At 72.9% G+C, this 25,868-nt stretch carries 25 protein-coding genes; 11 read left to right on the forward strand and 14 right to left on the reverse strand.

Going from position 1 to position 25,868, the window contains the following annotated elements; genetic code table 11:
• Positions 1–274 precede the first annotated feature (274 nt).
• From AMK33_RS16350 to AMK33_RS16360, 3 genes are all read left to right on the forward strand, one after another.
• Entirely contained in the window at positions 275–1,426 is a 1,152-nt protein-coding gene (locus AMK33_RS16350) for a DUF5685 family protein (protein ID WP_235618114.1), read from the forward strand.
• A 310-nt stretch (positions 1,427–1,736) separates the two neighbouring features.
• Positions 1,737–2,642 carry a S1 family peptidase gene (locus tag AMK33_RS16355; RefSeq protein WP_073933557.1) on the forward strand — a complete coding sequence of 302 codons (906 nt, stop codon included), beginning with the start codon at positions 1,737–1,739 and terminating at the stop codon, positions 2,640–2,642.
• A gap of 423 nt (positions 2,643–3,065) precedes the next feature.
• Positions 3,066–4,148, forward strand: coding sequence for a S1 family peptidase (locus AMK33_RS16360; protein ID WP_107425123.1), 1,083 nt, complete (start codon positions 3,066–3,068; stop codon positions 4,146–4,148).
• Between the two features lie 52 nt (positions 4,149–4,200).
• Here the strand turns inward: AMK33_RS16360 and AMK33_RS16365 are convergent, their stop codons facing one another.
• Positions 4,201–4,575, reverse strand: a complete 375-nt coding sequence (locus AMK33_RS16365) for a cupin domain-containing protein (RefSeq protein ID WP_073933559.1) — start codon at positions 4,573–4,575, stop codon at positions 4,201–4,203.
• A gap of 81 nt (positions 4,576–4,656) precedes the next feature.
• On the opposite strand from AMK33_RS16365, the gene AMK33_RS16370 reads away from it, so the two are divergent.
• Both AMK33_RS16370 and AMK33_RS16375 read left to right on the forward strand, forming a co-directional pair.
• Positions 4,657–5,103, forward strand: a complete 447-nt coding sequence (locus AMK33_RS16370; protein ID WP_073933560.1) for a MarR family winged helix-turn-helix transcriptional regulator — start codon at positions 4,657–4,659, stop codon at positions 5,101–5,103.
• 174 nt (positions 5,104–5,277) lie between these two features.
• Positions 5,278–6,138: an esterase/lipase family protein gene (locus AMK33_RS16375; protein WP_073933561.1), complete on the forward strand. Its 861-nt coding sequence runs from the start codon at positions 5,278–5,280 to the stop codon at positions 6,136–6,138.
• A 72-nt stretch (positions 6,139–6,210) separates the two neighbouring features.
• On the opposite strand, the gene AMK33_RS16380 is transcribed toward AMK33_RS16375, so the two are convergent.
• Together AMK33_RS16380 and AMK33_RS44715 are read right to left on the reverse strand one after the other, a co-directional pair.
• Positions 6,211–7,287: a lytic polysaccharide monooxygenase auxiliary activity family 9 protein gene (locus tag AMK33_RS16380; RefSeq protein ID WP_073933562.1), complete on the reverse strand. Its 1,077-nt coding sequence runs from the start codon at positions 7,285–7,287 to the stop codon at positions 6,211–6,213.
• Positions 7,288–7,486: 199 nt separating this feature from the next.
• Entirely contained in the window at positions 7,487–7,621 is a 135-nt protein-coding gene (locus AMK33_RS44715) for a hypothetical protein (RefSeq protein WP_107425124.1), read from the reverse strand.
• Positions 7,622–7,759: 138 nt separating this feature from the next.
• Here AMK33_RS44715 and AMK33_RS16385 point away from each other — a divergent pair, with 138 nt between their 5' ends.
• Positions 7,760–8,380, forward strand: coding sequence for a class I SAM-dependent methyltransferase (locus tag AMK33_RS16385; protein ID WP_073933563.1), 621 nt, complete (start codon positions 7,760–7,762; stop codon positions 8,378–8,380).
• A 10-nt stretch (positions 8,381–8,390) separates the two neighbouring features.
• Here the strand turns inward: AMK33_RS16385 and AMK33_RS16390 are convergent, their stop codons facing one another.
• Both AMK33_RS16390 and AMK33_RS16395 read right to left on the reverse strand, forming a co-directional pair.
• Complete coding sequence (locus AMK33_RS16390; RefSeq protein WP_073933564.1) at positions 8,391–8,891, reverse strand: DUF402 domain-containing protein; 501 nt, start codon at positions 8,889–8,891, stop codon at positions 8,391–8,393.
• Positions 8,872–9,801, reverse strand: a complete 930-nt coding sequence (locus tag AMK33_RS16395) for a GNAT family N-acetyltransferase (protein WP_073933565.1) — start codon at positions 9,799–9,801, stop codon at positions 8,872–8,874. Before AMK33_RS16395 ends, AMK33_RS16390 begins: the two co-directional genes overlap by 20 nt.
• Before the next feature lie 71 nt (positions 9,802–9,872).
• Between AMK33_RS16395 and AMK33_RS16400 the strand changes: the two genes are divergently transcribed.
• Complete coding sequence (locus AMK33_RS16400) at positions 9,873–10,241, forward strand: GntR family transcriptional regulator (RefSeq protein WP_073933566.1); 369 nt, start codon at positions 9,873–9,875, stop codon at positions 10,239–10,241.
• 173 nt (positions 10,242–10,414) lie between these two features.
• Here the strand turns inward: AMK33_RS16400 and AMK33_RS16405 are convergent, their stop codons facing one another.
• The 4 genes from AMK33_RS16405 to AMK33_RS16420 form a co-directional block, all read right to left on the reverse strand.
• A complete protein-coding gene (locus AMK33_RS16405) occupies positions 10,415–11,509 on the reverse strand; it encodes a DUF5925 domain-containing protein (protein WP_073933567.1) in 1,095 nt (364 codons plus the stop codon).
• Between the two features lie 72 nt (positions 11,510–11,581).
• A complete protein-coding gene (locus AMK33_RS16410) occupies positions 11,582–12,382 on the reverse strand; it encodes a polysaccharide deacetylase family protein (protein ID WP_073933568.1) in 801 nt (266 codons plus the stop codon).
• Positions 12,375–13,376, reverse strand: a complete 1,002-nt coding sequence (locus AMK33_RS16415; RefSeq protein WP_073933569.1) for a glycosyltransferase family 2 protein — start codon at positions 13,374–13,376, stop codon at positions 12,375–12,377. The genes AMK33_RS16410 and AMK33_RS16415 overlap by 8 nt, the downstream gene beginning before the upstream one ends.
• Positions 13,373–14,194 carry a glycosyltransferase family 2 protein gene (locus AMK33_RS16420; RefSeq protein WP_073933570.1) on the reverse strand — a complete coding sequence of 274 codons (822 nt, stop codon included), beginning with the start codon at positions 14,192–14,194 and terminating at the stop codon, positions 13,373–13,375. Before AMK33_RS16420 ends, AMK33_RS16415 begins: the two co-directional genes overlap by 4 nt.
• A 598-nt stretch (positions 14,195–14,792) precedes the next feature.
• Here AMK33_RS16420 and AMK33_RS16425 point away from each other — a divergent pair.
• Complete coding sequence (locus AMK33_RS16425) at positions 14,793–15,599, forward strand: SGNH/GDSL hydrolase family protein (protein WP_073933571.1); 807 nt, start codon at positions 14,793–14,795, stop codon at positions 15,597–15,599.
• Between the two features lie 68 nt (positions 15,600–15,667).
• Here the strand turns inward: AMK33_RS16425 and AMK33_RS16430 are convergent, their stop codons facing one another.
• The 4 genes from AMK33_RS16430 to AMK33_RS16445 form a co-directional block, all read right to left on the reverse strand.
• Entirely contained in the window at positions 15,668–17,308 is a 1,641-nt protein-coding gene (locus AMK33_RS16430; protein WP_073933572.1) for a serine/threonine-protein kinase, read from the reverse strand.
• Between the two features lie 34 nt (positions 17,309–17,342).
• Positions 17,343–18,821 carry an urease accessory protein UreH domain-containing protein gene (locus AMK33_RS16435; protein ID WP_073933573.1) on the reverse strand — a complete coding sequence of 493 codons (1,479 nt, stop codon included), beginning with the start codon at positions 18,819–18,821 and terminating at the stop codon, positions 17,343–17,345.
• Complete coding sequence (locus AMK33_RS16440) at positions 18,818–20,698, reverse strand: tetratricopeptide repeat protein (RefSeq protein WP_235618115.1); 1,881 nt, start codon at positions 20,696–20,698, stop codon at positions 18,818–18,820. The genes AMK33_RS16435 and AMK33_RS16440 overlap by 4 nt, the downstream gene beginning before the upstream one ends.
• A 72-nt stretch (positions 20,699–20,770) precedes the next feature.
• A complete protein-coding gene (locus tag AMK33_RS16445; RefSeq protein ID WP_073933574.1) occupies positions 20,771–22,303 on the reverse strand; it encodes a DUF4331 domain-containing protein in 1,533 nt (510 codons plus the stop codon).
• 243 nt (positions 22,304–22,546) lie between these two features.
• Here AMK33_RS16445 and AMK33_RS16450 point away from each other — a divergent pair, with 243 nt between their 5' ends.
• The 3 genes from AMK33_RS16450 to AMK33_RS16460 all read left to right on the forward strand — a co-directional run bounded on the left by AMK33_RS16450 (position 22,547) and on the right by AMK33_RS16460 (position 24,306).
• Positions 22,547–23,089, forward strand: coding sequence for a sigma-70 family RNA polymerase sigma factor (locus tag AMK33_RS16450; RefSeq protein WP_073933575.1), 543 nt, complete (start codon positions 22,547–22,549; stop codon positions 23,087–23,089).
• A complete protein-coding gene (locus tag AMK33_RS16455) occupies positions 23,086–23,904 on the forward strand; it encodes an anti-sigma factor (protein ID WP_073933576.1) in 819 nt (272 codons plus the stop codon). Before AMK33_RS16450 ends, AMK33_RS16455 begins: the two co-directional genes overlap by 4 nt.
• A gap of 126 nt (positions 23,905–24,030) precedes the next feature.
• Positions 24,031–24,306 (forward strand): hypothetical protein, encoded by a 276-nt coding sequence (locus tag AMK33_RS16460; protein WP_073933577.1) that lies wholly within the window; start codon positions 24,031–24,033, stop codon positions 24,304–24,306.
• 364 nt (positions 24,307–24,670) lie between these two features.
• Here the strand turns inward: AMK33_RS16460 and AMK33_RS16465 are convergent, their stop codons facing one another.
• Positions 24,671–25,855 carry a type ISP restriction/modification enzyme gene (locus tag AMK33_RS16465; RefSeq protein ID WP_073933578.1) on the reverse strand — a complete coding sequence of 395 codons (1,185 nt, stop codon included), beginning with the start codon at positions 25,853–25,855 and terminating at the stop codon, positions 24,671–24,673.
• Positions 25,856–25,868 lie beyond the last annotated feature (13 nt).

Here is a 25,868-nt window from a genome sequence, read left to right on the forward strand (position 1 = left end):
TCTGCTTTCCGCATCCCTATGGTCGTCCATGATGCGGACGTCGCGCCAAGTGGATAGACGCCGCGCGGGGGGTTTGTGACGGTACTGGTGCACAGCTCATCCGTCGAGAGTCCGGGTTTCCCAAGGGTCTTGGTGTAAACGGCTGCTGACTGTGAGTGAAATATGATTCTTCCCGGCGTACGGGTGAGGAAGGGTGCGTACGGGTGAACACCGGGGCCGATACGATGCCGCCGCTGAACGTCGTACAACTGCACGGGGGAACGTCGTGTTCGGAATGGTCAGGCCGTGTCGGCACCGGCTCGGGGAGAAGCTCACCGCCCAGTGGATGGCCCATCTGTGCGGGCTGTGCCTCGCGTTGCGCGGGGACCACGGGCAGCTCGCGCGGATCGTCACCAACTACGACGGACTCCTCGTATCCGTCCTGACGGAGGCTCAGGCGGAACGCCCGGACGCGGGACGGCGCACCGCGGGACCGTGCCCGCTGCGCGGTATGCGCACCGCGTCCGTCGCGCACGGTGAGGGCGCGCGGCTCGCGGCGGCCGTCTCCCTCGTCCTCGCCTCCGCCAAGGTGCGCGACCATGTCGCCGACGGCGACGGGATGCTGGCGCGCAGGCCGGTCGCGCTCGCCGCGCGGCGGGTCGCCGCGAGCTGGGACCGGGCGGGCGCGCGGACCGGTTCGGACGTCGGGTTCGACACCGCCGTCCTCGTCGACGCCGTGGACCGGCAGACCGGCATCGAGACCCTCGCCGGGCCCGGCACCCCGATCCTCACCGTCACCGAGCCGACCGAGACCGCGACGTCCGCGGCCTTCGCGCACACCGCGGTGCTGGCCGGCCGGCCGCGCAACGCCGTACCGCTCGCGGAGGCCGGACGCCTCTTCGGGCGCCTCGCGCATCTCCTGGACGCCGTGGAGGACCGGGAGGCCGACGCCGCCTCGGGCGCCTGGAACCCGCTCACCGCCACCGGGACCCCGCTGGAGGAGGCCCGCCGGCTCGCCGACGACGCGGTGCACGGCATCCGGCTCGCCCTGCGCGAGGTGGAGTTCACCGACGGCGGTCTCGCGCACCGGCTGCTCGTCCATGAATTGCCCAACTCCGTCCATCGCGCCTTCGGTACGGTCTCCTGTGCCCACGGAACCGGCCCCTACGCGCCTCCCGGCACCCCCGGTGGTCCACTGCCTCCCGAGCCGCCGCGCCGCGACCGGCGCGGACTGCTGGCCGGCTGTGCCGTGTGGCTGGGGCTCGCCTGCACCTGCCAGTTGTGCTGCGGCACCTACGACGACCCCTGGAGCCGGGAGCAGAAGCAGGGGCCCTGCGCCAACTGCGACTGCAGCGGGTGCGGCGACTGCTGCAACTGCTGTGAGTGCTGCAACTGCTGCGGTGAGGACGGGTGCTGCGACGGCTGCGACTGCGGCTGCGACTGCTGACGGACCGGCTATCCGGAGGGGCGAGTTCCGGACACCGTGCGGCTGTTCGACCGGCCGTGACGCCTGCGCGATGCGGGTGTGACCACGGGTAACGCGATCCCGCGGGCGGACCAAATCTCATAGAAGGTTCAAAGGTTGACGGCCAAAAGGCACCCTTGCGCCGAACGGTCGGTCGGCCGAATACTCGCTTCCCACAGCGCTTGTCAGGGGCACGGCGTGTTCGGAATCCGGGCGCCCGGCTCCCTGGCTGCGCCTCACGGGCCCACAAACCCCACGAGGGCCCCCTACTTCCTTTGTGGAGGAACGAGAAGTGAGGATCAAGCGCACCACCCCCCGCAGCGGCATCTCGAGACGGACTCGGCTGATCGCCGTAGCCACCGGCTTCGTGGCCGCCGCCGCGATCGTGGTCCCCAGCGCGAACGCGGCCGAGACCCCCACCACCTTCAGCTCCGCCGAACTCAAGAGCGTGAGCGGCTCGGTGCTGGAGGCCGACGTCCCGGGCACCGCCTGGGCCGTCGACAGCAAGACCAACCGGGTGCTGCTCACCGTCGACAGCACCGTCTCCCAGGCCGAGATCAACAAGATCAAGCAGCAGGCCGGGGACGACGCCGCCGCGATCACCGTCAAGCGCACCCCGGGCAAGATCAGCAAGCTCATACAGGGCGGCGACGCCATCTACGCGAGCAGCTGGCGCTGCTCCCTCGGCTTCAACGTCCGCAGCAGCAGCGGTGCCGAGTACTTCCTGACCGCCGGTCACTGCACCGACGGCGCGGGCACCTGGTACTCCAACTCCGGGCGCACCTCGGTCATCGGCTCGACGGCCGGGTCCAGCTTCCCGGGCAACGACTACGGCATCGTCCGGTACACCGGGTCCGTCAGCCGGCCCGGCACCGCGAACGGCGTGGACATCACCCGCGCGGCCACCCCGAGCGTGGGCACCACCGTCATCCGCGACGGCTCCACCACCGGCACCCACAGCGGCCGGGTCACCGCCCTGAACGCCACCGTCAACTACGGTGGCGGCGACGTCGTCGGCGGGCTGATCCAGACCACGGTCTGCGCCGAGCCCGGCGACTCCGGTGGCGCGCTCTACGGCAGCAACGGCACCGCGTACGGTCTCACCTCCGGCGGCAGCGGCAACTGCTCCTCCGGCGGTACGACCTTCTTCCAGCCGGTCACGGAGGCCCTGAGCGCCTACGGCGTCAGCGTCTACTAGGAGCGGCCCGCCGGGACCGGCCGGCACCACCGGTCCCACGGTTCCCACCTCGCAGCCGGCAGCACCACGAGCCCCCGCACGCGATCGCCGTGCGGGGGCTCACCCTTGCCGCGGGCACGAGAGGTCGAATTCAAGCCAAGGCGGAATCCCGCGTACCGTACCGCCGGTTACTCCCTCGTAGCGTTTGCAGTGCGAACCGCCCTACGTGTCCATGACCTGTCAGGACATAGGGGGCGCACGGCCGTTGTCGTACGCGCGTCCTGAAGTCGACCTTGTGTGCTCCCTGTGGGGTTCGGAAGAGTAGGCGCCGTTCGACCGGCACGGGCGTGGCTTCTTCTGTGTTCTGCCCCCGTCGCCGTACACCTTCCGGTCCGATGAGGTCCCCACAACCTCCCGGGCCGTCCCCCCACAGGAGGACGTGAGTTGAAGCACCGACGCATACCCGGGCGACGTGCGGTCATGGCGGGTGCGGGCATCGCCGCACTGGCCGCCGGCGCGGTCACCTTCCAGACTGCGAACGCCAGCGAGGTCCCGGCGGACTCCGCGCCCCGGACCCTCTCGATCGGAGCGGCCGGAAAGCTCGCCTCGACGCTCGCCCAGGACCTGGGCGCCGACGCGGCGGGAACGTACTACGACGCGAAGAACAAGGCCCTCGTGGTGAACGTGCTCGACGAGGCCGCCGCCGAGGCCGTCGAGTCGGCCGGTGCCGAGGCGAGAGTCGTGGCGAACTCCCTCGCCGAGCTGAAGAGCGCGCGCACCACCCTCGAACAGGACGCCACCATTCCGGGCACCGCCTGGGTGACCGATCCGACCACCAACAAGGTCGTCGTCACCGCGGACCGTACGGTCTCCGAGGCCGAGTGGGCCAAGCTGACGAAGGTCGTCGACTCCCTCGGCGCCAAGGCCGAACTCCAGCGCACCAAGGGCGAGTACAAGCCCTTCGTCGCGGGCGGCGACGCCATCACCGGCAACGGCGGGCGCTGCTCGCTCGGCTTCAACGTGACCAAGGGCGGCGAGCCGCACTTCCTCACCGCCGGGCACTGCACCGAGGGGATCTCCACCTGGTCGGACTCCTCGGGCACCGTGATCGGCGAGAACGCGGACTCCAGCTTCCCGGGCGACGACTACGGCCTGGTCAAGTACACCGCCGACGTCGCCCACCCGAGCGAGGTGAACCTCTACGACGGCTCCACACAGGCGATCTCCGGCGCCGCCGAGGCCACCGTCGGCATGCAGGTGACCCGCAGCGGCTCCACGACCCAGGTGCACTCCGGCACGGTCACCGGTCTGGACGCCACCGTGAACTACGGCAACGGCGACATCGTCAACGGTCTCATCCAGACCGACGTGTGCGCCGAGCCCGGCGACAGCGGCGGCTCGCTCTTCTCGGGCGGCAGCGCGGTCGGCCTCACCTCCGGCGGCAGCGGCGACTGCACCTCGGGCGGTACGACCTTCTTCCAGCCGGTGACGGAGGCCCTCTCGGCGACCGGCACCCAGATCGGCTGAAGCCCGCCTCCTACGACCGGCCCGTTCCTCCGCGCGGAGGAACGGGCCGGTCTCAGTTGGCCCACGGCGGCACCACGCGCGTGCCGTCGGCCAGGGTCGCCTCCAGGCCGCGGGAGGTGGTGACCCAGGAGACGGCGACCTCGGTGGCCGGGTTCTCGACGGCGAGGGTCGCGCCGGAGTTGATGATCACCGTGTCGCCGGCGGTGACGCGGTGAGCGGTCCCGTCGAGGGTGATCAGCAGCTCGCCGGAGAGCAGATGGAAGATCTCCTCCCGGCTGACGGTGTGCGCGGGCGCCCTCGTACCGGCGGGAATCTCGCCTCGCCAGGCGCACAGCTCCTTGCTGCCGGTCGAGGAAGTGGCGTACGAGACGAAACGGGCGCCGTGCATCTCGTGGACGACGGCATCGGACGGGCGGACGACGGGCACGACGGTCTCCTCCAGTAGTCAAGTAACTTGACTATATGGTCAAGCATCTTGACTATTTCGTCAAGGTGCTTGAATTTCCCCGTGCAGAACTCCGAGGCCGTCACCCTGTCCGCCGCCCTGCTCGCCGTCGCCGGCGAGCTCACCCAGCGCATCCATGACGGGGTGGTCGCCCGCGGCTTCGAGGGGGTGCGGCCCGCGCACGGTTTCGCCTTCACCCGGCTCGCCCCGGACGGCGCGACGGTCACCGACCTCGCGGTCCACCTCGGGGTGACCAAGCAGGCCGCGAGCCAGCTCGTCGACGAGCTGGTGCGCAAGGGGTACGCCGAGCGGCGCCCGCACCCCGCGGACGCGCGGGCCCGGCTCGTCGTGCTGACCGAGGCGGGGTGGGCCTGCACCCGGGCGGCCGAGGAGGCGGCGGCGGAGGCCGTACGGGCCTGGGGTGAAGTGCTGGGGGAGGGGGAGGTGCGCGAACTGGCGCGGAAGCTGCTGCGCATCGCGCCCGACGGGCCGATTCGCCCCGTTTGGTGACGCCGTATCAGGTCCGGGCGTATCGCCGCCGGTTGACACCGGAAGTTTTTACCGACGCGTAACTTCCCAGTTTTACTACTCGCCCGTAACTTGACGGGTGAACAGCGTCCTCGTGATCCGGATCACAGGGAGTAAGGCCCCCACCCTTCCCCCGTACCGCAAGGAGATCACGCGATGCTGCCCTGGAAGCGAGTGATCAGACCCATCGCCGCGCTGCTGCTGGCCGCGGGCCTCACCCTCCCCACCGCCGCCGGCGCCCACGCCGCCACCGCGCCCGGCTCGGGCTGGAACGACTGGTCCTGCGAGCCCTCCGCCGCCCACCCCCGCCCCGTCGTCCTGGTCCACGGCACCTTCGGCAACTCGGTCGACAACTGGCTGGGCCTCGCGCCCTATCTGAAGCACCGCGGCTACTGCGTCTTCTCCCTCGACTACGGACAGCTCCCCGGCGTCCCCCTCTTCCACGGCCTCGGCCCCACCGAGAAGTCCGCCGAACAGCTCGACGCCTTCGTCGACGAGGTGCTCGCCGCCACCGGTGCCGCCGAGGCCGACCTCGTCGGTCACTCCCAGGGCGGCATGATGCCGCGCCACTACCTCAAGTTCCTCGGCGGAGCCGAAGAGGTGAACGCCCTCGTCGGCATCGCGCCCAGCAACCACGGCACCACCCTCGGCGGCCTCACCCGGCTGCTGCCGTACTTCCCCGGCGCGGAGGACCTGCTGAGCGAGGCCACCCCCGCCCTCGCCGACCAGGTCGCCGGCTCCGACTTCCTCACCAGGCTCAACGAGGGCGGCGACACCGTGCCCGGCGTCCGCTACACCGTCATCGCCACCCGGTACGACGAGGTCGTCACCCCCTACCGCAACGGGTTCCTGACCGGACCGGACGTGCGCAACGTCCTGCTCCAGGACCTCTGCCCGCTCGACCTGTCGGAGCACCTGGCGATCGGACTGTTCGACCGGGTCGCCTTCCACGAGGTGGCCAACGCCCTCGACCCGGCCCACGCCGAGCCCACCACCTGCGCCTCCGTGTTCGACTGACACGTGTACACGCGGATGCGCGCATCGGGGCCCTGTCCGGCCTGAGCCGCCGGACAGGGCCCCGAGAGGGGTTCAGCGGCCGTGCCGCCCGGTCGCCGCGCGCCGCCGCGCGGAGGCGAACAGCGCCGCCGAGCCGAGCGCCAGCGCCGCGGCGCCGCCGACCATCAGGTACGGGGTGTTGCCGTCGCCGCCGGTCTCCGCGAGGTTCTGCGACGACCCCGCCGCCTTCACCTGGTTGCCGGTGGTGCCGTCGTCGGCGGCCTCCGGGGTGGTGCCGTCGTCCGCCGCGGTCGGCTCCGCCGAGGTGTGGGGGTCGTCGTCGCCGTGCCCGTGGTTCTCGACGGTCGACTTGTCGGCGCCGGCCTCGATCTGCTCCTCGGACGGGGCGGAGGCGGCCGGTGCCGGGGCGGCCTCCTTCGGGGTGTCGCCCGAGCCGGCGGCCTCACCGCCGCTGCCGGCCTCGTCCCCGTCTGTCCGGGACCCGCCCGTCTGGTCCCCACCCGCCTGGGACCCGCCGCCGAACGTGACGTCCGAGCAGGAGTAGAACGCCTCCGGGCTGTCCGACCGCTGCCAGACCGCGTACAGCAGCTGCTTGCCGGAGCGCTCGGGGAGGGTGCCGGCGAACGTGTAGAAGCCGCCCGAGGCGGCCGGGTCGGTGGAGGTCGCCACCGGGTTCGCCAGGTCCAGGTCGTCCCAGGCCAGCGGCTGCGACGGGTCGTAGCCGGGCTTGGTGATGTACACCTTGAAGGTCCCCTTGTGCGGGGCGGTCACGCGGTACTTGAAGGTGTACGAACCGCTGCTCACGCTCGTCGCCGGCCAGTCGGCGCGGGCCAGGTCGAGCCCCTTGAACGCCTCGTTGCCGGCGCTGCACAGCTTGCCGTCGGGGATGAGCTCCTGGTGGCGTCCGCCGGCGTCGCCGATGCGGATGCCGTTCCAGTCGTACAGCGCCTGGGTGCCGCCGGCCGCGACCGCCGCCTTGCACGCCGCCGACTTCGGGCTCTCCGGGCCCTCGGCGTAGCACTGCGAGACCCGGCTGACCGGGTCGCCCATCGAGCCGTGCGCGGACGCCGGCGTGGCGGACAGCCCGGTCAGGGCGAGCGGAACGAGACCGACGGCGGTGGCGACAGCGGCCTTGCGGCGTGCGGGCATGGTGCAGCAACTCCTCGACAGCGATCACTGGATCGGGTGGGGGGTGATGAATCCCGTGGGGGGGGTGGCTCAGAAACTAGCCCCCCGAACCAGCGGAATCGCCTGTCGAAGGCCGCGGAGAGAGATCCTTATGGCCGCGTTAAGGGAGTGCTCAGGCTGGGATCAGGTAGGTGCCCGGATCGGGCGGGTGTCCGGACGGTCAGTTGTCGGGCCACCAGGTGCGGGCGATGTCCTTGCGGACCTCGGGTCGTCCCGCGGGGCGCTCGTCGGCCTCCTCACGGGTCCGGCGGGCGTCCGTCTTCCTCGGGGGCTTCTGCACGGTGACACGGCGCATGGCTGCCTCCTTCAGGGTCCACCGGGTTCCGTGTTCTCACGGAGGTAGACCTTTCGGGGGAGAGTTCCTCATCGGTCCCGTTCTGTCTGTGGCCGCTGTCACGAATCGATTGTCAGTGGTGGGTGTCACTCTGGGGCCATGACGATCCACGGCGGTGACGGGGCGGGTACGGACGGTGTCGACTGGGACGCGGAGGCCGCCGCGTTCGACGAGGAGCCGGACCACGGGCTGCGCGACCCGCGGGTGCGCGCCGCCTGGGCGGCGCGGCTGCGGGCCTGGCTGCCGGGGCGGCCCGGCGACGTCCTCGACCTCGGCTGCGGCACCGGCAGCCTGTCCCTCCTCGCGGCCGAGCGGGGACACCGGGTGACCGGCGTCGACCGGTCCCCGGCGATGGTGGCGCTCGCCCGGCGGAAGCTCGCCGGGCGTGACGCCGTGTTCCTCGTCGGCGACGCGACGGCACCACCGGTCGGTGAGGAGCGCTACGACGCCGTCCTGGTCCGGCATGTGCTGTGGACGCTGCCCGAACCCGGCCGGGCGCTGCGGCACTGGCGGGACCTGCTGCGCCCCGGAGGACGGCTGGTGCTGGTCGAGGGGGTGTGGGGGACGGTGAGTCCGGTCGGCATACCCGCCGGCCGGCTCACCGCCCTCCTGGCCCCGCTCGGCGGGCGGGTGGACGTGGAGCGGCTGTCCGAGGACACGGCGCTGTGGGGCCGGGACGTGGACGACGAGCGGTACGCGGTGGTCGCGGTCCCGGACTGACCCGGTGCCCTCAGACGAGCAGCGCGCCGAACCCGCCCTCGCGGGCCCGGGCGTCCAGCTCGTCGAGGGCGGCCACCGCGGCGGCCGCCGCCTCGGGATCCGTGGCGAGCAGACCGCTCGCCGCGAATTCGTCCTCGTCCAGCCGCCGTACGTCCGTGCCGTCCGCGGAGACCCACAGGTCCAGGTCGAGATCCTCGACGACCAGCCGGCCGCCGGAGAGCTCGGCCGGCCGGGCGATGTCGCAGTAGTGGCCCTTGAGGGTGCCGTCGGCGGCGCGGACCTCCTTCACCGAGTACCACCGGTCGCGCCAGTAGTGCTCCGTGAAGACGTCACCGGGCTCGAAGCGGACGAAGCCGAAGTCGCGCACGCCGCCACCCGCCCAGGGGGCGCGCACGGTGGCGCGGGTGCCGTCGTCGGCGAGCAGTTCGGCCGGGTAGCGGATCTTCATCCGTCCCGCCTTGACCAGGACCACCTCCACCAGCGTCGGCCCGTCAGCCGAGTGCGCGGACATACCGCACCTCCGTCCCGCAGATCTCGTACCCGAACCACTTGTTGATCGCGATCATCGGCCCGTTCCCGGTGTCGTTGCCCGTGAACGCCTCCGTGTACCCGGCCGCGCGGGCACGATGCAGGGAGTCGTTCTTGGCGAGCTTGGCCAGGCCCCGGCCGCGGTGGGCGCGGGCGGTGCCGGTCATGACCGTGCCGTACCGGGTGCCGCCGTCCGTGCGGGCGGCGGAGAACGCGGCGGGACGGCCGTCGACCAGCGCCACCGTGGTCAGCCCTGGGCTGAACATCGGGTGCCGCCAGGTCTCCTCCAGCCAGGCCCCGTAGTCCGTGAACTCGGTGTCCACGTCGCTCGGCTCGTCCGCCGTCGTCTCCGCGTCCAGCTCGAACAACGGGCGCGGATCGGCGGCGAAGTCCGAGGCCGGCCGCAGCTCCACGCCCGGCGGCGGGTCCTGGAGCGGGGGCAGGGTGCCGTTCGCCAGGTCCAGGCGGAGGAAGTGGGCGGCGCGGCTCGCCCGGTAGCCGTGCGCTTCGGCGAAGGCGCGGTTGCCCGGTTCGTCCACCACCCAGGCGAACAGCCGGGTCGCCCCGTGCGCGGCCAGGTGCTCCTCGGCGGCGCGCACCAGCAGCGTCCCGGCGCCCCGGCGGGTGTGCCCGGGGTGCACGTACACGTTGATGTTGCCCTGGCCGGGCTCGGAGCTCTCGTGGGTCAGGTGCACCTGCGCCGTGCCGATCACCTCGCCGTCGGCCACGGCGACGAGCGGACGGTAGTGGGCGTCGGGGTGGAGACGGGTGAGGTCGTGGGCCAGGGACTCCGGGGTGACCAGGATGAACGGCAACGCGGCGTGCCGGACGCGGGCGAAGCCCTCCAGGTCGGCGCGGGCGTCGGGGCGGAGATCGCGGACGGACACTGTCATGGAGGCGCACGCTACGGGGGCCGCGTCCGGGGTGCCTCCTATTTTCCGCCGGGGTGCGGGACAATCGGGCCGTGACCTTGAAGATCCGGATCGACGACGGCGCGCCCCCGTACGAGCAGGTACGGGCGCAGATCTCCGAGCAGGCACGGTCGGGAGCGCTGCCCGTGGGGTACAGGCTGCCGACGGTGCGGGGGCTGGCCGAGACGCTCGGGCTCGCCGCGAACACGGTGGCCAAGGCGTACCGGGCGCTGGAGGCGGACGGGGTGATCGAGACGCGGGGGCGGAACGGGACGCTGATCGCTGCCGCGGGGGAGGCGGCGGAGCGGGAGCTGGCGTCCGCCGCGCAGGAATTCGCCTCGCGGGCGCGGCGGCTGGGGTTGGGTGAGGAGGAGGCACTGGCTGCCGTGCGGGACGCACTGCGTGCGGCTTACGGGGCGTGAGCGCCGTCGCGGCGGGGGTTCGTTTTCGGCTGCGGGTTCGTCGTGGCTGGTCGCGCAGTTCCCCGCGCCCCTAGGGGGCGTGGGTGAGCGTTGGCTGTGTTGCTTGCCCCGTGCCAATCCTCGTACTGCGACCCCGATGTTCCGGCGGACAAGGTCTACGGCCATCGAAGTGGCTACAGGTACAGGCCCGCGTCCGCGTCGCCCCGTGGTTCCGGGAGGGATGTCGGGGAGGTGCCGCGGCGCAGGGCGTACAGTTCGGCCAGGGTTGCGCCCTCGCGGGTGATGCCCTTCTCGGTGCCCAGCCAGGTCACCGCCTCCGTGCGGGTGAGCCGGCCCACCTCGATGCGGGCCAGGCAGCGGCCGGGGCGGACCACGGCCGGGTGGAGGCGTTCCAGGTCCTCGTTGGTAGTGACCCCGACCAGGACGTTGCGGCCCTGGCCGAGCAGACCGTCCGTCAGGTTCAGCAGCCGGGACAGCGCCTGCCCGGCGGTGTGCTTGGCCTCGCCCCGGATCAGTTCGTCGCAGTCCTCCAGGAGCAGCAGTCGCCAGCGGTCCTTGCCGGCCGCGTCCTCCTCGCCGATCGCGATGTCCATCAGATAGCCGACGTCGGAGAAGAGCCGCTCCGGGTCCAGCACGCAGTCCACCTGGCACCAGTCCCGCCAGGACCGGGCCAGCGTGCGCAGCGCGGAGGTCTTGCCGGTGCCCGGCGGGCCGTGCAGCAGGAGCAGCCGGCCCGAGATGTCCTCGGGGGTGGTCTTCATCAGGCGGTCCATCGCGTCCGCCACCGGCGCCGTGTAGTTGGGCCGGATCTCCTCCCAGGTGCCCGCGGAGATCTGCCGGGTGGTGCGGTGCGGGCCGCGTCTGGGGGAGACGTACCAGAAGCCCATGGTGACGTTCTCCGGCTGCGGTTCGGGTTCGTCCGCCGCGCCGTCGGTGGCCTCGTCCAGGATCTTCGCGGCGAGTTCGGTGCTGGTCGCGGTGACCGTGACGTCGGCGCCCCGGTTCCAGCGGGAGACCAGCAGCGTCCAGCCCTCGCCCTCGGCCAGGGTGGCGCTGCGGTCGTCGTCCCTGGCGATCCGCAGCACCCGCGCGTGCGCGGGCAGCAGGGTCGCGCCGGAGCGTACGCGGTCGATGTTGACGGCGTGCGAGTACGGCTGCTCGCCCGTCGCGAAGCGGCCGAGGAACAGCGCGTCGACGACATCGGACGGGGAGTCGCTGTCGTCGACGTTGAGCCGGATCGGCAGTGCGTCGTGCGGTTGCGCGGACATGCCGCCATGATCGGTCACCCGGGCGTCGTGCGCACCCGGTTTCCGGGGCGCGCACGGCCGGCCGCCCACGCTTCAGTCCGGCGGCCGACGGATCAGCCCCGGTGCCTGCCGGGCCCGGCGCACCACCGCGTACCCCTTGGTCAGCGCGCGGTCCCGGGCGAAGGCGCGCGCGACGGCCCGCCCCTCCACCAGCCGTTCGAACTCGGCGGCGGACGTGGACCTGCGCACCGTCACCCGCCGCAGGGCGTACGGCCCCTGGGCGCGGCGGGCGAGGCCGTTGCCGACGGCGAGCGCCTGGGCGTACCCCGTCTCCCGCACCGCCCGGCGCACCCGGCGGCTGGAGTAGCCGTAGGGATACGCGAACGAGGCGGGTACGGAGCCGAGCTGGTCGGAGACGATCTCCTTGCACAGGATCAGCTCGGAGCGCAGCCGGTCCTCGTCGAGCCGGTCGAGCTGCGGATGGCTGTGGCTGTGCCCGCCGATCTCGACGCCCGCGGCGGCCAGTTCGCGCACCTGGTCCCAGTCGAGCATGGTGTCCAGGCCGCCGCCGGTGTCGTACGGGCCCCTCAGCCAGCCGGTGGAGACGAAGAGGGTGGCCGGGAAGCCGTGCTCGGCGAGCACGGGCAGCGCGTGCCGGTGCACGCCCTCGTAGCCGTCGTCGAAGGTGACGAGGACCGGCCGCGCGGGCAGCGGGCGGCCCGAGCGCCAGTGCGCGGCCAGTTCGGCCGTGGTGACGGGGGCGAGGCCCCGGTCCGCGAGCACCGCCATCTGCTCGGCGAACGCCTCCGGGGTCACGGACAGGGTGCGGGTCGCCTCGTTGGGGTCGGTGGCGACCGCGTGGTACATGAGGATCGGCACGCGTACGTCAGTCACGGCCGCCGCCCTCCCCGATCCCCACCACGGAGAACGTGACCCCGCCCCGCCGGGCCCGTACGCTCCCCACCACGTAGCCGCCCGCCGCCGTGAGCACCCCGGCCACGATCGCCCCCGCGCGCCCCGCGCCGCCCGGCCGGGCCAGCAGGGCGTCGCGCAGCCCCCGCACCACCCCGGCCGGCAGTACGCGCGTGGTGTAACGGCGTTCGGACTCAAGCCCCTTCTCCGCCCCCACGCTGCGCGCCACCAGCGCCTTGGACAGCCCCTCGGCGTACGTCCGCGTACGGAAGTAGCGGAAGTGCTCCCGTACTTCGGGCACCCGGTGGTGGATCACCGCGCGGTCGTCGATCAGCAGGACCGCGTCGGGGCGGGCGCGGCTGAGGCGGATGCACAGCTCCGTCTCCTCGCCGCCCAGCGGGCGCTTGTTCCCGTCGCGTCCGATACCGGTGGCGAAGCCGCCCGCCGCGTCGAAGGCCTCGCGCCGGAACGAGGCGTTGCCGCCGAGCACGTTGCGCACCCGTACCCGCCCGCGCGGCAGGCCCCGGTAGGTGCAGCCCACCACCCAGTCGAACTCCTCGGGGAACCAGTCGGGGCGCCGGCCCGACGCCCAGACGGGCTCGGTGCGCCCGCCGACCGCCATCACGCGCGGGTCGTCGTACGCCTCGGCGAAGTGCTTCAGCCAGTCGCGCTCGGCCACCGCGTCGTCGTCGAGGAAGGCGACGACGTCGCCGCGCGAGGCGGCGATTCCGGTGTTGCGGCCGGCGGACAGGCCGCGGGGGCCCGCGTTGGCGAGCACCCGCACGTCGTCGGTCTCCTTGTACTCCTTGCCCAGGCGGTCCAGGAGATCCCGGTTGTGGTCGACGACCAGCAGGGTCTCCAGGGCCGGCCGTGACTGCGCCCGTACCGAGGCGACCGCCGCGAGGACGTCCTCCCAGCGGTCCTCGGTGTAGGCGCAGATCACGACCGAGACGCCCGGGGCGCCGGGATCGCTCAAGACACCTTCCCCCGGACCGTGTCGAGCAGCGGTGAGGGGCGCGGGCGCCGGCGCAGCGCACGCCGGTTGGAACGCTCCCCGAGGATCACTCCGAGCACGCGGAACCCGTCGCGCACGGCCCGCAGATTGCTCGTGCCGTGGATGCGCAGGTACTCGTGGCTGGGTATCTCCTGCACCTTGAGGCCGGCCTTGACGACCCGGATGTTCATCAGGGTCTCGACCTCGAAGCCGGTGCAGTCGAGGTCGATCTTGTCCAGGCAGTGCCGCCAGAAGGCGTTGTAGCCGTAGCAGAGGTCGGTGTACCGCGCGCCGAACTTGCGGTTGACGACGGCGCACAGCACCCGGTTGCCCAGCATGCGGATGAACGTCATGTCGTCGGTGCCGCCGCCGTTGGCGAAGCGGGACCCCTTGGCGAAGTCCGCGCCGGAGACCAGCGCGGAGACGTAGCTGACGATCTCGTTGCCGTCGGCCGAGCCGTCCGCGTCGACCATCACGATGATGTCGCCGGTGCAGGCGTCGAACCCGGAGCGCAGCGCGTCCCCCTTGCCCTTGCCGCGCTGTCCGACGACCTTGACGGCGGGCCACAGCTCGCGGGCCACCTCGACGGTGTCGTCGGTGGAGTTGCCGTCGACCAGGACCACTTCGTGGATCCAGTCGGGAAGCGTCTTGAAGACGTACGGCAGGTTCTCCGCCTCGTTCATGGCCGGTATCACCACGCTCACCGGCGGCGCGATGGCCAGGTGAGAGGAGACGGGCCGGTAGGTGCGGGCGGTCGGCGGATCCTGATCCTCGGTCGCCGGCTGCAGAACGGAACTCATGAGTCTGGTCCCTCTCGTCCGGTGGACCGCCCGCCCCTCGGGCGGCCCGGCTGTTCGTCCGGTTCGAAAGGGGGGTCCTCACCCCACGGGCACGCCGATGGTGCTGACACGCACGCCGGGTGAGCTGGCAAAACTGGCCGGCCGCGAAAACGGCAGCCGACCGCGCGGCACGGCTCGGTCACCGATGCGGTCACCGAGCACGGCACCCCCCTACCGCGCCCCGCGCCGGTTCGTCGCGGTCCTGAGCCCTCCCCTGGAGCCGCGTACTGACGGACCGATGCGGGTGAGATGTATGACGGTATTGACGATTGAACCCGAATGGCAAGACCTGGAAGGGCCGATCACGTTTTCGTCGGTTTGGCCGTTACGTAAGTCTCTTGCCGTGATGTGTGTTTCCGCATGGCCGACTTTGCCCCCTGAAGCGTCGGATGCCGGGCTTCAATCTGGCGCACCCCGTAGGGGCCGTCAAGGGCGTAAAAGTCCCTACGGCCGGTTTTGGTCCAGGATCGAACAGTAACAGTCTTGGCATGGACACTTCCGGTCAACACGCGTAGTTGGTACCACGGTTGCGGCAGAGATCCTGCTAAAGGGAGGTTCCATGAGACGTTCCCGACTTGCCCTCTTCGTGGGCTCACTTCTCCTCGCCGCCACCACCGCCCTCACCGGGGCCACGACGGCCCAGGCGTCCCAACAGGCCGCGGCGGACGGCTATGTGGCGCTCGGCGACTCCTACGCCTCCGGCGTCGGAGCCGGCAGCTACATCTCCTCCAGCGGCGACTGCAAGCGCAGCACGAAGGCCCACCCCTACCTCTGGGCGGCCGCCAACTCCCCCTCGTCCTTCGACTTCACGGCCTGCTCGGGCGCCCGAACGGGTGATGTTCTCTCCGGGCAGCTCGGCCCGCTCTCCACTTCGACCGGCCTGGTCTCGATCAGCGTCGGCGGCAACGACGCAGGGTTCGCCGACGTCATGACGACCTGTGTGCTCCAGTCCGACAGCTCCTGCCTCTCGCGGATCGCCACCGCGAAGGCGTACGTCGACTCGACGCTGCCCGGCAAGCTCGACAGCGTCTACTCGGCGATCCGCGACCGCGCCCCCAACGCCGAGGTCGTGGTGCTCGGCTACCCCCGGTTCTACAAGCTCGGCACCTCCTGCATCGGTCTCTCCGAGACCAAGCGGAAGGCGATCAACGACGCCGCCGATCACCTCGACAACGCCATCGCCCAGCGCGCCGGCGCCCACGGCTTCACCTTCGGCGACGTACGCCCCACCTTCACCGGCCACGAGATCTGCTCCGGCAGCTCCTGGCTGCACAGCGTGGACTGGTTCAACATCGGCAACTCGTACCACCCGACGGCCGCCGGGCAGTCCGGCGGCTATCTGCCGGTGCTCGACGCCGCGGCCTGACCCGTCGGCGTCCGTCAGCACCCGTCAGAACCCGCGTCAGTACCAGTCAGAACCCGCGTCAGTACCAGTCAGTGCTCGTCGTCCGAACCGGAAGGAGAAGCGGAGGCCCCGTCCGTCGGGGTCTCCGGCTCGCACGTCACCGAGAACGGCACCGTCTCGGAGGTCGTCCGCACCGGCTTTTGGACCTCCACACCGATCTCGCTCTGATACGTCCCGGTCTCCGAGTACGTCGTCACGACCACCGTGTCCTGCTTCGTACGCCCGTCCCCCTCGGGGAACGACAGCTTCCGCCAGCCCGGATCGTCCACCGAGCCGTCCTCGGCCACCCAGCGGTAGGAGACCTCGGCCGGCAACCGCCCCACCGTGAACGTCGCCGTGAACGCGGGCGCCCCCTCGTGCGCCGGCGGACAGCTTCCGGAGTACTCCGTGTGCGCGCCGGTCACCGTCACCGACACCGTCTGCGGCGGGGGAGTGGACTTCTCCTTCTCCTCCTCTTCGCTCGCGGTGGGGGACGGCGTCGGATCGTCCGTCGTCGGCGTCCCGCCGCCGTCGTCCTCGTCGTCGCCGGTGCGTGCGGGCGAACTCGCCTGACCCCCGGTGCCCTTGGCGTCGGGTTCGCCGTCCCCGCGGTCCAGCAGCGCGTACGCCAGCCCGGCCAGCGCCAGGGCCAGGACCACCACACCCGCCACCAGGGCGACCGCGGCACGCCGGTCACGTCCGGGCCGGGTGACAGCGGTGGTCGCCGCCGGTGCTCCCGCGACCGGCGTCGGGGGAGTGGGCGAGTGCGCCCCCGGGTGCGGCTGCGGCAGCGCGGCCACCGTCGGGGTGTACGGCACCGAACGCGCCGTGTCCGCGCGGGGAGCGCCCCCCGCCCCGACGAGCCGCAGATCCTGCTGCGCCCGCTCCGCCGACAGCCGCTCGGCCGGATCCTTCCGCAACAGCCCCTCGACGACCGGGGCGAGCGGACCCGCCCGGCGCGGCGGCGGCAACTCCTCGTCGACGATCGCCCGCAGCGTGCTGAGCGGGGTGTCCTGGCGGAAGGGCGAGTGGCCCTCGACCGCCGCGTACAGCAGCACACCGAGCGACCACAGGTCCGACTCGGGCCCCGGCGTGCGCCCCAGCGCCCGCTCCGGCGCGAGGAACTCGGGCGAACCGACCACCTCCCCGGTCATGGTCAGCGCGGAACTGCCCTCGACCATGGCGATCCCGAAGTCGGTCAGCACGATCCGCCCGTCGTTCGCGATCAGCACGTTGGCCGGCTTCACGTCCCGGTGCAGCACCCCCGCCCCGTGCGCGGCCCGCAGCGCGGCGAGCACCTCCGCGCCGATGTGCGCGGCCCGCTGCGGAGACAGCGGTCCCTCCGCGTCCAGCACCTCGGCCAGCGACAGACCGCGCACCAGCTCCATGACGATCCACGGCCGTCCGTCCTCGGTGGCCACGTCGTACACCGTCACCACGTTGCGGTCGGCGATCCGGGCCGCCGCCCACGCCTCCCGCTCCAGCCGTGCGTACATCCGCTCCACGTCGGACGCCGGCAGTCCGGCCGGAGCGCGCACCTCCTTGACGGCGACCTCGCGGTGCAGCAGCTCGTCGCGGGCCCGCCACACGGTGCCCATGCCGCCCTCGCCCAGCGGTGACAGCAGCCGGTACCGGCCCGCGACCACCCGCTCACCGCCCGGTTCTTCGGACACGGTGCCCCCCCTTCGCATCCGGGCGAACTCTCCCTTTCTCGATGAAAGTAGCTCAGCCGAGTGCGGATGCCGCCCCCCTGAACACCAATCCGGCACCCAGGGCCACGACGACGAACGCCGATCCCAGGGGCGCACTCCGGCGCACGAGCGTCGCCCACGGGGCCGTCGTCCAGCGGGGGCGCCTGGCCAGCAGCCTGGTCACACCGCTGCCCGCCTTCACGACCGTGTACCCGGCCGCGGTGAGCGTCAGGGCCAGCCCGGCTCCGTACGCGACGACGAGCAGCAGCCCGAACCAGGCCTGGCCGAGCGCGGCGGCGCCGACCAGCACGACGACGGCGGACGGACTGGGCACCAGCCCGCCGGCGAAACCGAGCAGGATCGTGCCGCGCAGGGTGGGGGCGGTGGGATGGGTGTGGGTGTGACCGCCGTGTGTGTGGGTGTGGCCCGTGTGCGTGTGCTCGTGCGGGTGCGGGTGCTCATGGTGGTGCGTGTGGTTCCGGTGGCGCAGGGCCCGGCGTACGAGGCTCGCGCCGGCCAGGGTGACGAGGGCGCCGCTCGCGATGCCCAGCCAGGCGATCACCGAGGGCGCGGCGGCCGAACCGGCCGTGACCAGCAGGCCCAGGGCGACCACGCCGAGCGTGTGGGTGACGGTGACCGAGGCGGCCATGGGCAGGACGTCCCGCAGCCGGGCCCTGCCCCCGCGCGCCGCCGCCGTCGCGGCCATGAGCGTCTTGCCGTGACCGGGGGCGAGCGCGTGCGTCGCGCCGAGCCCGACGGCGATCAGCAGCGCGAGCGCGGCGAAACCCGCGGTCAGGTCGCGCCGGGCGACGAGGTCGTCGAGGGCGCGGGTCCAGCGGTCGGCGCCGCGCGGGAGTACGGCGGAGGCGGGCGCGTCGGCCTCCTCCTCGGCCTCCGCCAGCGCCGGGCCGCCCGGGCGGACGCGCAGGGCCGCGGTCCTGGTGTCGGCCGGGGACGAGAGCAGCTTCTCCGGATACCGGGTCAGTTCGCCGGACAGGGAGGACTTCGGTACGTCCGAGGCGGTGAGGGTCGTACGGTCGCCCCGCGCGGTGATCTCCCGCCAGCCAGGCCCGGACGACACGCCCGCCGCGCGGAAGTGGAGGCCGACCGTTTCGCCCTCGGGGAGGGGCGCGGTCAGCCGGCACTCCACGCGCAGGGTGTCGAGCCCCGCCTGACCGGGCCGCACGCGCGCGTGAGCGGTGCGTACGGTGAGCGGGACCGCCCGCCCGTCGAGGCGCACCTCGCTGTCCCGCGCGGCCGTGGCACAGCGCTGCCGGGCCCAGACGTCCCTGCCCAGCCGTTCGATGTCCGGCCCGGCCTGGGTGGCCGGGATCTCGGCGAGGTCCTCGACATGGTGGACGCGCAGTTCACCGGGTGCGGCCACCAGTCCGTCGTAGCGGTTGACGGTGAAGTTGCCGAGCGGGTGCGCGCTCGCCGTGCCGGCCGGGACCAGCGCGAGCGCGCAGGCGGCGGTGAGGACGGCGGCACCGGCGGCGACGCGGCGGAGGTTCAACGTGCCGCCTCCAGTTCCTTCAGCGCGGTGCGGGCCGCACGGGCGCCGAGCGGGGAGAAGCCGGGGTTCAGTTCCAGTGCGGCGGTGAGGGAGCCGCGGGCGGCGCGATCGTGCCCGGTGGCCTTCTCGATCATGCCCCGGTGGTAGAGGAAGGCGGCGTCGCGGTAGCCGGTGGCCGTGGCGCGGCGGGCGTACGGAAGGGCCTCCTCGTCGCGGCCGTTGACGTGCAGCGCCCAGGCGAGGGCGTCCGCGGTGTGCACACTGTGCCGCCGGTCCCACTCCGCGCGGGCCGCGCGCAGCGCCTCACCTGCGTCCCCGTGATCGGCGGCGGCGAGCGCGGTGTCGAGGTCGGCATCGACCCCGCCGGCCCGGGCCAGCGCGGTCCAGGCGTCGACGAGGGCGTACTGGTCGTGTGCCTTCGCGCGGTCGCCGTCGGCGCCCCGGTCCTCGTACAGCTCGCCGAGCGCGACCAGCGGGCCGGGCAGCGGGGAGCGGCCGACGACCTGCTCCAGTGTCTCGACGGCGCCCGCGCGGTCACCGCTCGCGGCCTGCGCGCGGGCCCGGCCCTCCAGGGCGGGGAGATAGCCGTCGTCGGCGGCGAGCGCCCGCGCGTAGTGCGTGAGGGCCGTCTCGTACTCGCCCTGGTTCCAGGCGAGCCGGCCCAGCGCGGTCGCGACGTACGCCACGTCGGCGGGCGAGGACGCGCTGTCGAGGGCCCGTCGCAGCACCTCCCGCGCGGTGCGCACGTCGCCGCGCAGCTCCCGTACGTACGCGTACCGCGTGAACACGGGCACCCCGGGCCGCCTGCGGTCGGCGGTGGCGGCGGCGCCGGCGGCCTCCTCGTACCGGCCGAGCTCGACCAGCGCGTCGATACGGGAGCACAGGGCGCGTTCGCTGTAGGGGTTCTGCTTCAGGGCCCGGTCGGCGTACTTCAGGGCGCCGGTGAAGTCGTGCCGCGCGGCGGCGAGGGCGGCCTGTCCGGCGAGGGCCTGCTCGTTGCCGGGTGCGAGCGCGAGGGAACGCTCGAGCGCCCGCTCGGCCTGCGGATACCGGGAGGGGTCCCCCTGGGTCCGCGCCTGCTCGACATAGGCGGTCCCGAGGGTGGCCCAACCGCCGAAGTCCCGGGGCTGCGCCCGCAGATGCCCCTGCAACGACCGGATCCCGGCCCCGAGATCACCCCCGCCGAGCACTCCGGCGACGGCCGCCGGCGCGACATCGGCCGCCCCGGCCCGCCCCTCGTCCCGCCCGCCTCCCACCGCGACGCTCCCGGCGGTGATCGCGACGGCCAGCAGGACGGCACACGAGGCGACGTGCAGCCCCCGCCCACGCCGGGCGGCAGCGGCGAACCGCGGTCCCGCACGACCCTCATCGGCGGAGGCTGCCGGATCCCCGCCCGGCACCCGGTGGCCGGGCCCCGGCCCCGGCCCGTGTTCCACCTTCGGACGGTGGCCGACGCCCGGCGCGTGCTCCGCCCGCGTGTGACGGGCGGCCTTCGCCTCGTCCTCGCCCGGCACGCGGTCGTCCTCGCCCGGCACGCGGTCGGCGGCGCCCGTCCCGCGCCCGGTTTCCGTCCCGTGCCCGGTTTCCGGTTCGCGTTCCGGCTCCGCGTGGCGGCCGGTCTCCGGTTCGTTCTCCGTCTGCGTACGGCCGGTGGTCTCCGTGTCGCGGGCGGCCTTTGGCTCGTGCTTCGTCGCCGCTCCGTGCGCGTTCGGCCGTTCTTGGCGTGGCTCCGGCGCGTGCCCCTCTTCCGGTGCTCCGGCCGGTGGCCCGTCCCCGGTGGGCGGGCGTGGGGCGTCCGGTGTTTCCTCGTGGCCGGATGCCGGCGGGGCGGTCGCCCGTTCGTCGTCGCCGGTGCTGTCGTTCGTGCGCGGAGCCATGCTCTCTCCTCGGTGTTCGGCGGCGCGGCCCGTGCCGTGGGGACGGGCCGCGCCGGTCGGGGTGGGTCGGAGTCAGTACGCCCGGCCGCGCATCCGGCGCCACCACGCCAGCGCCGCGCCGATCAGCAGCAGCCCCCCGGCGCCCGCACCCGCGGACGCGGCGATCAGGGTCGTGTTGTCGGACCCCTCCGCACCCGCCGGCCGCAGCGCGTCACCGAGCTGGTTGCGTACGTCGTTGCCGCCGTCCACGCCCTCGGCGAGCGGGCCGCGCGAACCCTCCGTCGGGTTCGCCAGATACGGGAAGGCCGCCCCGAACTCCTTGTCGTTGGCGTCGACCGCGTCACCCAGGTCGTTCTCCGCCCCGACCAGTTCCCCCTCGACGACCTGGAGCGCGGCGTCGATCACGTCGTCCGTCAGCCGCCGCCCGTTCGGGAAGCCGGCGTTGTCCCCGTCGAGGACGCCCAGCCGCTTCGGTTCGGCGGCCGGCTCGACGGACGTGTTCAGGCGCAGCATCTCCGACGGCGTCACGTGCGGCGGCTGGTTGAGCCCCTCGACGCCCTTCAGGAACACGTCGACCAGGTCGTTGCGCGGCTCGTCGGGGGCCGGGATCTTGTAGATCGCCTCGATGAGCTTCGGCAGCTCCGGTTCGGTGACGTTCTTCAGGAACTGCGCGTCGTCCCACGGCGCGGACGCGTTGAACGTGTCCTTGTCCTTCAGCGGGTTGACGACCTCGTTCACCAACGGGTTGCCCAGCCGCGACACCTGCACGAAGTGCCCCTCGGCGTTCTCGCGCTGTGTCGTCGACCAGATGCCCACGACCGGCTGGTCCGCCGACTCGGTGATCATGTCGGTCGGGACCTGGAGGGCGAGCGAGTTGACGTTGTAGCCCTTGAGCGTGTCGTTGCCGACCTCGGAGAGGTTCCCGCCGTACAGCAGGTCGAAGACCCGCAGGTCCAGGAAGAACGGGTCGTCGGCCTGCCCGGCGAACGTCGTCGCCCCGCCCGCGAGTTCGTGCACCGCCTGCTCGCGCAGGGTGTCGTAGTCCGGCATGGACGCCTTGCCGACGTTCGACGGCGCCACCGGGACGTCGTCCGCGATCTTCGTACGGGACACCGCGTGCTGGTCCTTCAGCTTCAGCAGCTCGATGTCGTAGGTCTGCGTGATGTTGAGATCCTGGTCGTCCAGACTGGTGACCGGGCCGGTGTTGTAGAGGAACGTCTTGTCGTTCTTCGTGTGCGTCCTGAAGGTGTAGCGGAACAGCAGCTCGCCCTGCGCGTCCCCGTTGTTGTCGATGTGGATGTCGTACTGCGCGTCCTCGGCGAACGTGAAGAAGTTCGGTCCGCCGGCCGGCTCCTCGAAGGGGATCCAGTTCGCGATGATCGTCGTCGTGTCCGGCTTGTCGGGACTGACGAACGCGTACAGGTCCGTGTTGTCGTACTGCGGGGTGCCCGAGACCAGCGGGGCCTCCCGGTGGCTGGAGGCGGAGGCCGCCTCGGGTTCCAGCGCGGTCACGCCGGCGGCCGCGAGCCCCCCGGCGGCCAGCGCCCCGCAGATCAGGGTCGCGAGACTCCCGCGCCCCGCACCGGTCCTGGAGTCAGTTGTCATGCCGTCCGTCCTCAGTGCCGACTTGCCTTGACGCACTGGTTTTCGGAGCGAACGGCGGGCCGGATTGGTGGAGTTCGGAAATTCTTCCGGACCCCTCCCGCCGGACCCGTACGCCCGTAGCATTTCTCGCTGCCGACCCGCGTTTTCGGTCCGTTGATCCGTACTTACCGTCCGGAGGCTCGCTCGCCGCGCATGCCTCGTGTGACCGGGCGGCCCGCAAGGGCTTGGAGAGGGGGATGCGCGTTGGAGGCGGACGAGCTGCTGATGCTTGTGGCCGGAGGTGACCAGAAGGCGTTCGAGGACCTGTACGGACTGGTCTCCGGGCCGGTGTACGGGCTGGTGCGGCGCGTGGTGCGCGATCCCGCCCAGTCCGAGGAGGTGGCCCAGGAGGTGCTGCTCGAACTCTGGCGCTCCGCCGCGCGGTTCGACCCCGGCCGGGGCAGCGCGCTGTCCTGGGTCCTCACCCTCGCCCACCGCCGCGCCGTCGACCGGGTGCGCAGCGCCCGCGCGGCCGGCGAACGCGAGCAGCGCGAGGCCCGGCGCGGCCCCGGCCCCGCCTTCGACCAGGTCGCCGAGGAGGTCGAGGCCGGACTCGAACGCGAGTGGGTGCGCCGCTGCCTGGACCGCCTCACCGCGCTCCAGAGGCAGTCGGTCACCCTCGCCTACTACGACGGCTACACCTACCGCGAGGTGGCGGAGCGGCTGTCGCTGCCGCTGGGCACGGTCAAGACCCGTATGCGCGACGGACTGACCCGCCTGCGCGACTGCCTGGGAGGCGCGGCATGAGCCTGTTCGACCGACTGTCGCGCCGCGGGGACCCGCACTCCCTCGCCGCCCCCTACGCCCTCGACGCCCTGGAACCCGCCGAACGCGTCCGCTTCGAGAAGCACCTGAGGTCCTGCGCCCGCTGTACCGCCGAGGTGCGGGACCTGGCCGAGGACGCCGTCCGCCTCGCCTGGTCCACGGCCGCGCCCGCGCCCGCCGCGCTGCGGGACCGGGTCCTGGCCGCCGTACGGACCACCCCGCAGGAACCCGCGCCCCGGGATCCGGCACGCGCGCGTGCCACGCAACTCCCGCCGCACGTCTGGGGCGCCGCGCCCCCGCCGCGCCTTCGCGAGCGGCGCCGTACGCCGCTGTTCGTGCCGTTCGCGACGGCCGCCGCCGCCGCGGCGCTCGTCGTCGCCGCGCTCTTCGCCGTCCAGGCGGACCGGACCCAGGACCGGCTCACCGCCGAACGCGACCGGTCACGTGAGATCGCCCACGTTCTCGCCGCCCCGGACGCCCGCGCGAGCAGCGGCCGGGACGCGGGGGGCCGCACGATCGGAGTGATCGCCTCCGCATCGACCCGCAGCGCGGTCGTCACCCTCGGCGGATACGGCGACCCCCCGAACGGACGTGTGCGCCAGCTCTGGCTCATGGGTCCGGACGCACGACCGCGTTCCCTGGGGCTGTTCGAGGGCGACACGCCCCTGATCGCCTCCGGCCTCGACACCGCCGCGACGTCACTCGCCGTGACCGTCGAACCCGATGGCGGGTCGCCGCGGCCCACCTCACAACCCATCGTCCAACTCGCCCTGAAAACGGTCGGATTCGGAGAGTAATCGACGAGTGTTCGTCAACCCCCTTATGGGGAAGGTGAATCCTGTGACCTCGATACACGAGTGCCCGGACGGGGCGATAGGGTTACCCTGCCCGGGCCGGGTGGACTCGTACGGGTGGGGAGTGACATGGAACAGATAACAGTGCGCAGCAGGGCCAGGGTCCCTGCGATCACTTGCGGTAGCAGCGCGACCAGTTCGCGCCTCGACCGCCATCTCTCGGTTCTCGGGGGCCCCGCGGTCCCACAGCGGGAGACGGCCGAGGCGACGTCGCTGATGCGCGAGCTCATCGCGCGTGACACCGCGCACGACCGCGGCGCCAGGAGCGCGCGGGCCCGGGCGAGCCGCGTCTCGCTCTTCGCCCCGCTGCGTCGGCTGCGCCGCTCCCTGTTCGGCAACCGGTAGCGCCAGCGCCCGGACGGTCCACCTCCGTCCCGGCGCAGCGCCCCCGCCCCTGACCGTCATCCCCACGGCACGCGGCGGCCCTCCGGCGCCCGACCCGACACCGGCACCTCCCCATGCCGGCGCCCCCGTTCCCACCCGGCAGTGCTCCGGGGGCACACCGGTCGACTCCATCCTGGCAGGGACCTGACATCCGCCTCGGGGCCTCACCCCTTCCCGCCCCCGTACAGCCAGGGGCATGGGCAGCACCGCGCACCATCCCAGTGCCCCCGCGACGGGATGCGCCACCGGCAAGGCCGCCCCGTCGGGCACGGGCACGTCGCCGAACAGGTCCGTCACCCCGCCGCCGACCCGTGCCGGGGAGCCCTCAGATCAGCGCGAGCTGCCCCTCCGGCCCCTCCTCGTGGGCGTCCAGCACCGAGGCGGGGCGGCGTGCGGAGGACGGCACCGGAAGCACGCCCGCCGCGCGCAGCTCGGCCGCTGTGACCGGGTCGGGGAGGGCGGTGTCCGTCAGTGCCCCCTGCTCCGGGCGCAGTTCGGCCAGCAGGGCGAGGACCGTGATCAGTTCCAGGAGCTCCGAGGTCCAGGTCTGGGGCCAGCCGGCCGGCCCGATCGCGGCCAGGGTGCCCGGCTCGGCCGGCTCCGTGCGGGCTGTGAACCACTGCTCCAGCACCCGGACACCACCGGCCTCGAAGTCCCAGGCCCCGGGCGGCACCGGGGAGATACGGCCCTCGTCGAGCAGCAGGGTCTCCTCGTCCCGGTCGTAGGCCACGGTCAGCGGCCGGGAGGGCAGCGGGGCACGTACGTACGGGCGGCGCCCGCCGGGGAGTTTGGGCCGCTCCCCGTCGCGCCGCGACAGCCACAGCATCCGGCGGCCCACCGCGACGCCCCGCGCCCACACACCGGCGTCCCCGGTGAGTGGCACCGCGAGTCCGGCGGGCGTGGCGCGTGCCGCCGCCATCGTCCAGGCGAGGACGTCCACCGGCGGGGTGTCCCGGCCGAGCCGGGCGGCGAGGTGGCCGGTCAGCCCCGGGGCCAGGTTCGGCTCCGCGGCGCCCGGCCGGCGGTACAGCGGACGGACGCGGCCGGTGCGCAGCAGCGGCGGCAGGGACGTGGCCAGCAGCGGCGGACCGGTGAGGGCCGGGGCCGTGCCCGTCTCCACGACGAAGATCTGCCGCTCGTCCGCCACCCGCCACAACTCCGGCCGGGCCACGTCGATCAGCCGCTGGTCGGGGATCAGCCACTGCTCGTCGAACGGGGCGTACAGGACCCGTATCGGCTCGGGACACGGACCCGACGCGCGGGCCAGCTTCTCCGTGCCGCCGCTCTGGCCCGGCAGCTGTCCGACCGCCGTGTGCGGCGTCCGGGAACGCGTCGATCCGAACAGCGCCTCGCGGTCCGGCCCCTCGGCCTTCACCAGGGCGTCCCAACGGGCCTTCAGGGACGCCGCGTCGGGGGCCGCCGGCCACCCCCGGCCGAGCCGCGGCGGTGCGACGGACCACGGCATGAGGTCCGCCAGCAGCGGAGCGTCGTCGTGCGTCACGCAGGGCATCGTACGGCCTGTG

It is taken from the genome of Streptomyces sp. CB02400, from assembly GCF_001905725.1.
Classification (GTDB): Bacteria; Actinomycetota; Actinomycetes; order Streptomycetales; family Streptomycetaceae; genus Streptomyces; species Streptomyces atrovirens.

Bases quoted from the DNA above. Each gene is read 5' to 3' on its own strand.
- AMK33_RS16425 (WP_073933571.1), top strand. From the start codon at position 14,793: ATGAGACGTTCCCGACTTGCCCTCTTCGTGGGCTCACTTCTCCTCGCC.
- AMK33_RS16375 (WP_073933561.1), top strand. From the start codon at position 5,278: ATGCTGCCCTGGAAGCGAGTGATCAGACCCATCGCCGCGCTGCTGCTG.
- AMK33_RS16395 (WP_073933565.1), bottom strand. From the start codon at position 9,801: ATGACAGTGTCCGTCCGCGATCTCCGCCCCGACGCCCGCGCCGACCTG.
- AMK33_RS44715 (WP_107425124.1), bottom strand. From the start codon at position 7,621: ATGCGCCGTGTCACCGTGCAGAAGCCCCCGAGGAAGACGGACGCCCGC.
- AMK33_RS16405 (WP_073933567.1), bottom strand. From the start codon at position 11,509: ATGTCCGCGCAACCGCACGACGCACTGCCGATCCGGCTCAACGTCGAC.
- AMK33_RS16350 (WP_235618114.1), top strand. From the start codon at position 275: ATGGTCAGGCCGTGTCGGCACCGGCTCGGGGAGAAGCTCACCGCCCAG.
- AMK33_RS16465 (WP_073933578.1), bottom strand. From the start codon at position 25,855: ATGCCCTGCGTGACGCACGACGACGCTCCGCTGCTGGCGGACCTCATG.
- AMK33_RS16390 (WP_073933564.1), bottom strand. From the start codon at position 8,891: ATGTCCGCGCACTCGGCTGACGGGCCGACGCTGGTGGAGGTGGTCCTG.
- AMK33_RS16460 (WP_073933577.1), top strand. From the start codon at position 24,031: ATGGAACAGATAACAGTGCGCAGCAGGGCCAGGGTCCCTGCGATCACT.
- AMK33_RS16430 (WP_073933572.1), bottom strand. From the start codon at position 17,308: ATGCGAAGGGGGGGCACCGTGTCCGAAGAACCGGGCGGTGAGCGGGTG.
- AMK33_RS16420 (WP_073933570.1), bottom strand. From the start codon at position 14,194: ATGAGTTCCGTTCTGCAGCCGGCGACCGAGGATCAGGATCCGCCGACC.
- AMK33_RS16380 (WP_073933562.1), bottom strand. From the start codon at position 7,287: ATGCCCGCACGCCGCAAGGCCGCTGTCGCCACCGCCGTCGGTCTCGTT.
- AMK33_RS16440 (WP_235618115.1), bottom strand. From the start codon at position 20,698: ATGGCTCCGCGCACGAACGACAGCACCGGCGACGACGAACGGGCGACC.
- AMK33_RS16385 (WP_073933563.1), top strand. From the start codon at position 7,760: ATGACGATCCACGGCGGTGACGGGGCGGGTACGGACGGTGTCGACTGG.
- AMK33_RS16455 (WP_073933576.1), top strand. From the start codon at position 23,086: ATGAGCCTGTTCGACCGACTGTCGCGCCGCGGGGACCCGCACTCCCTC.
- AMK33_RS16445 (WP_073933574.1), bottom strand. From the start codon at position 22,303: ATGACAACTGACTCCAGGACCGGTGCGGGGCGCGGGAGTCTCGCGACC.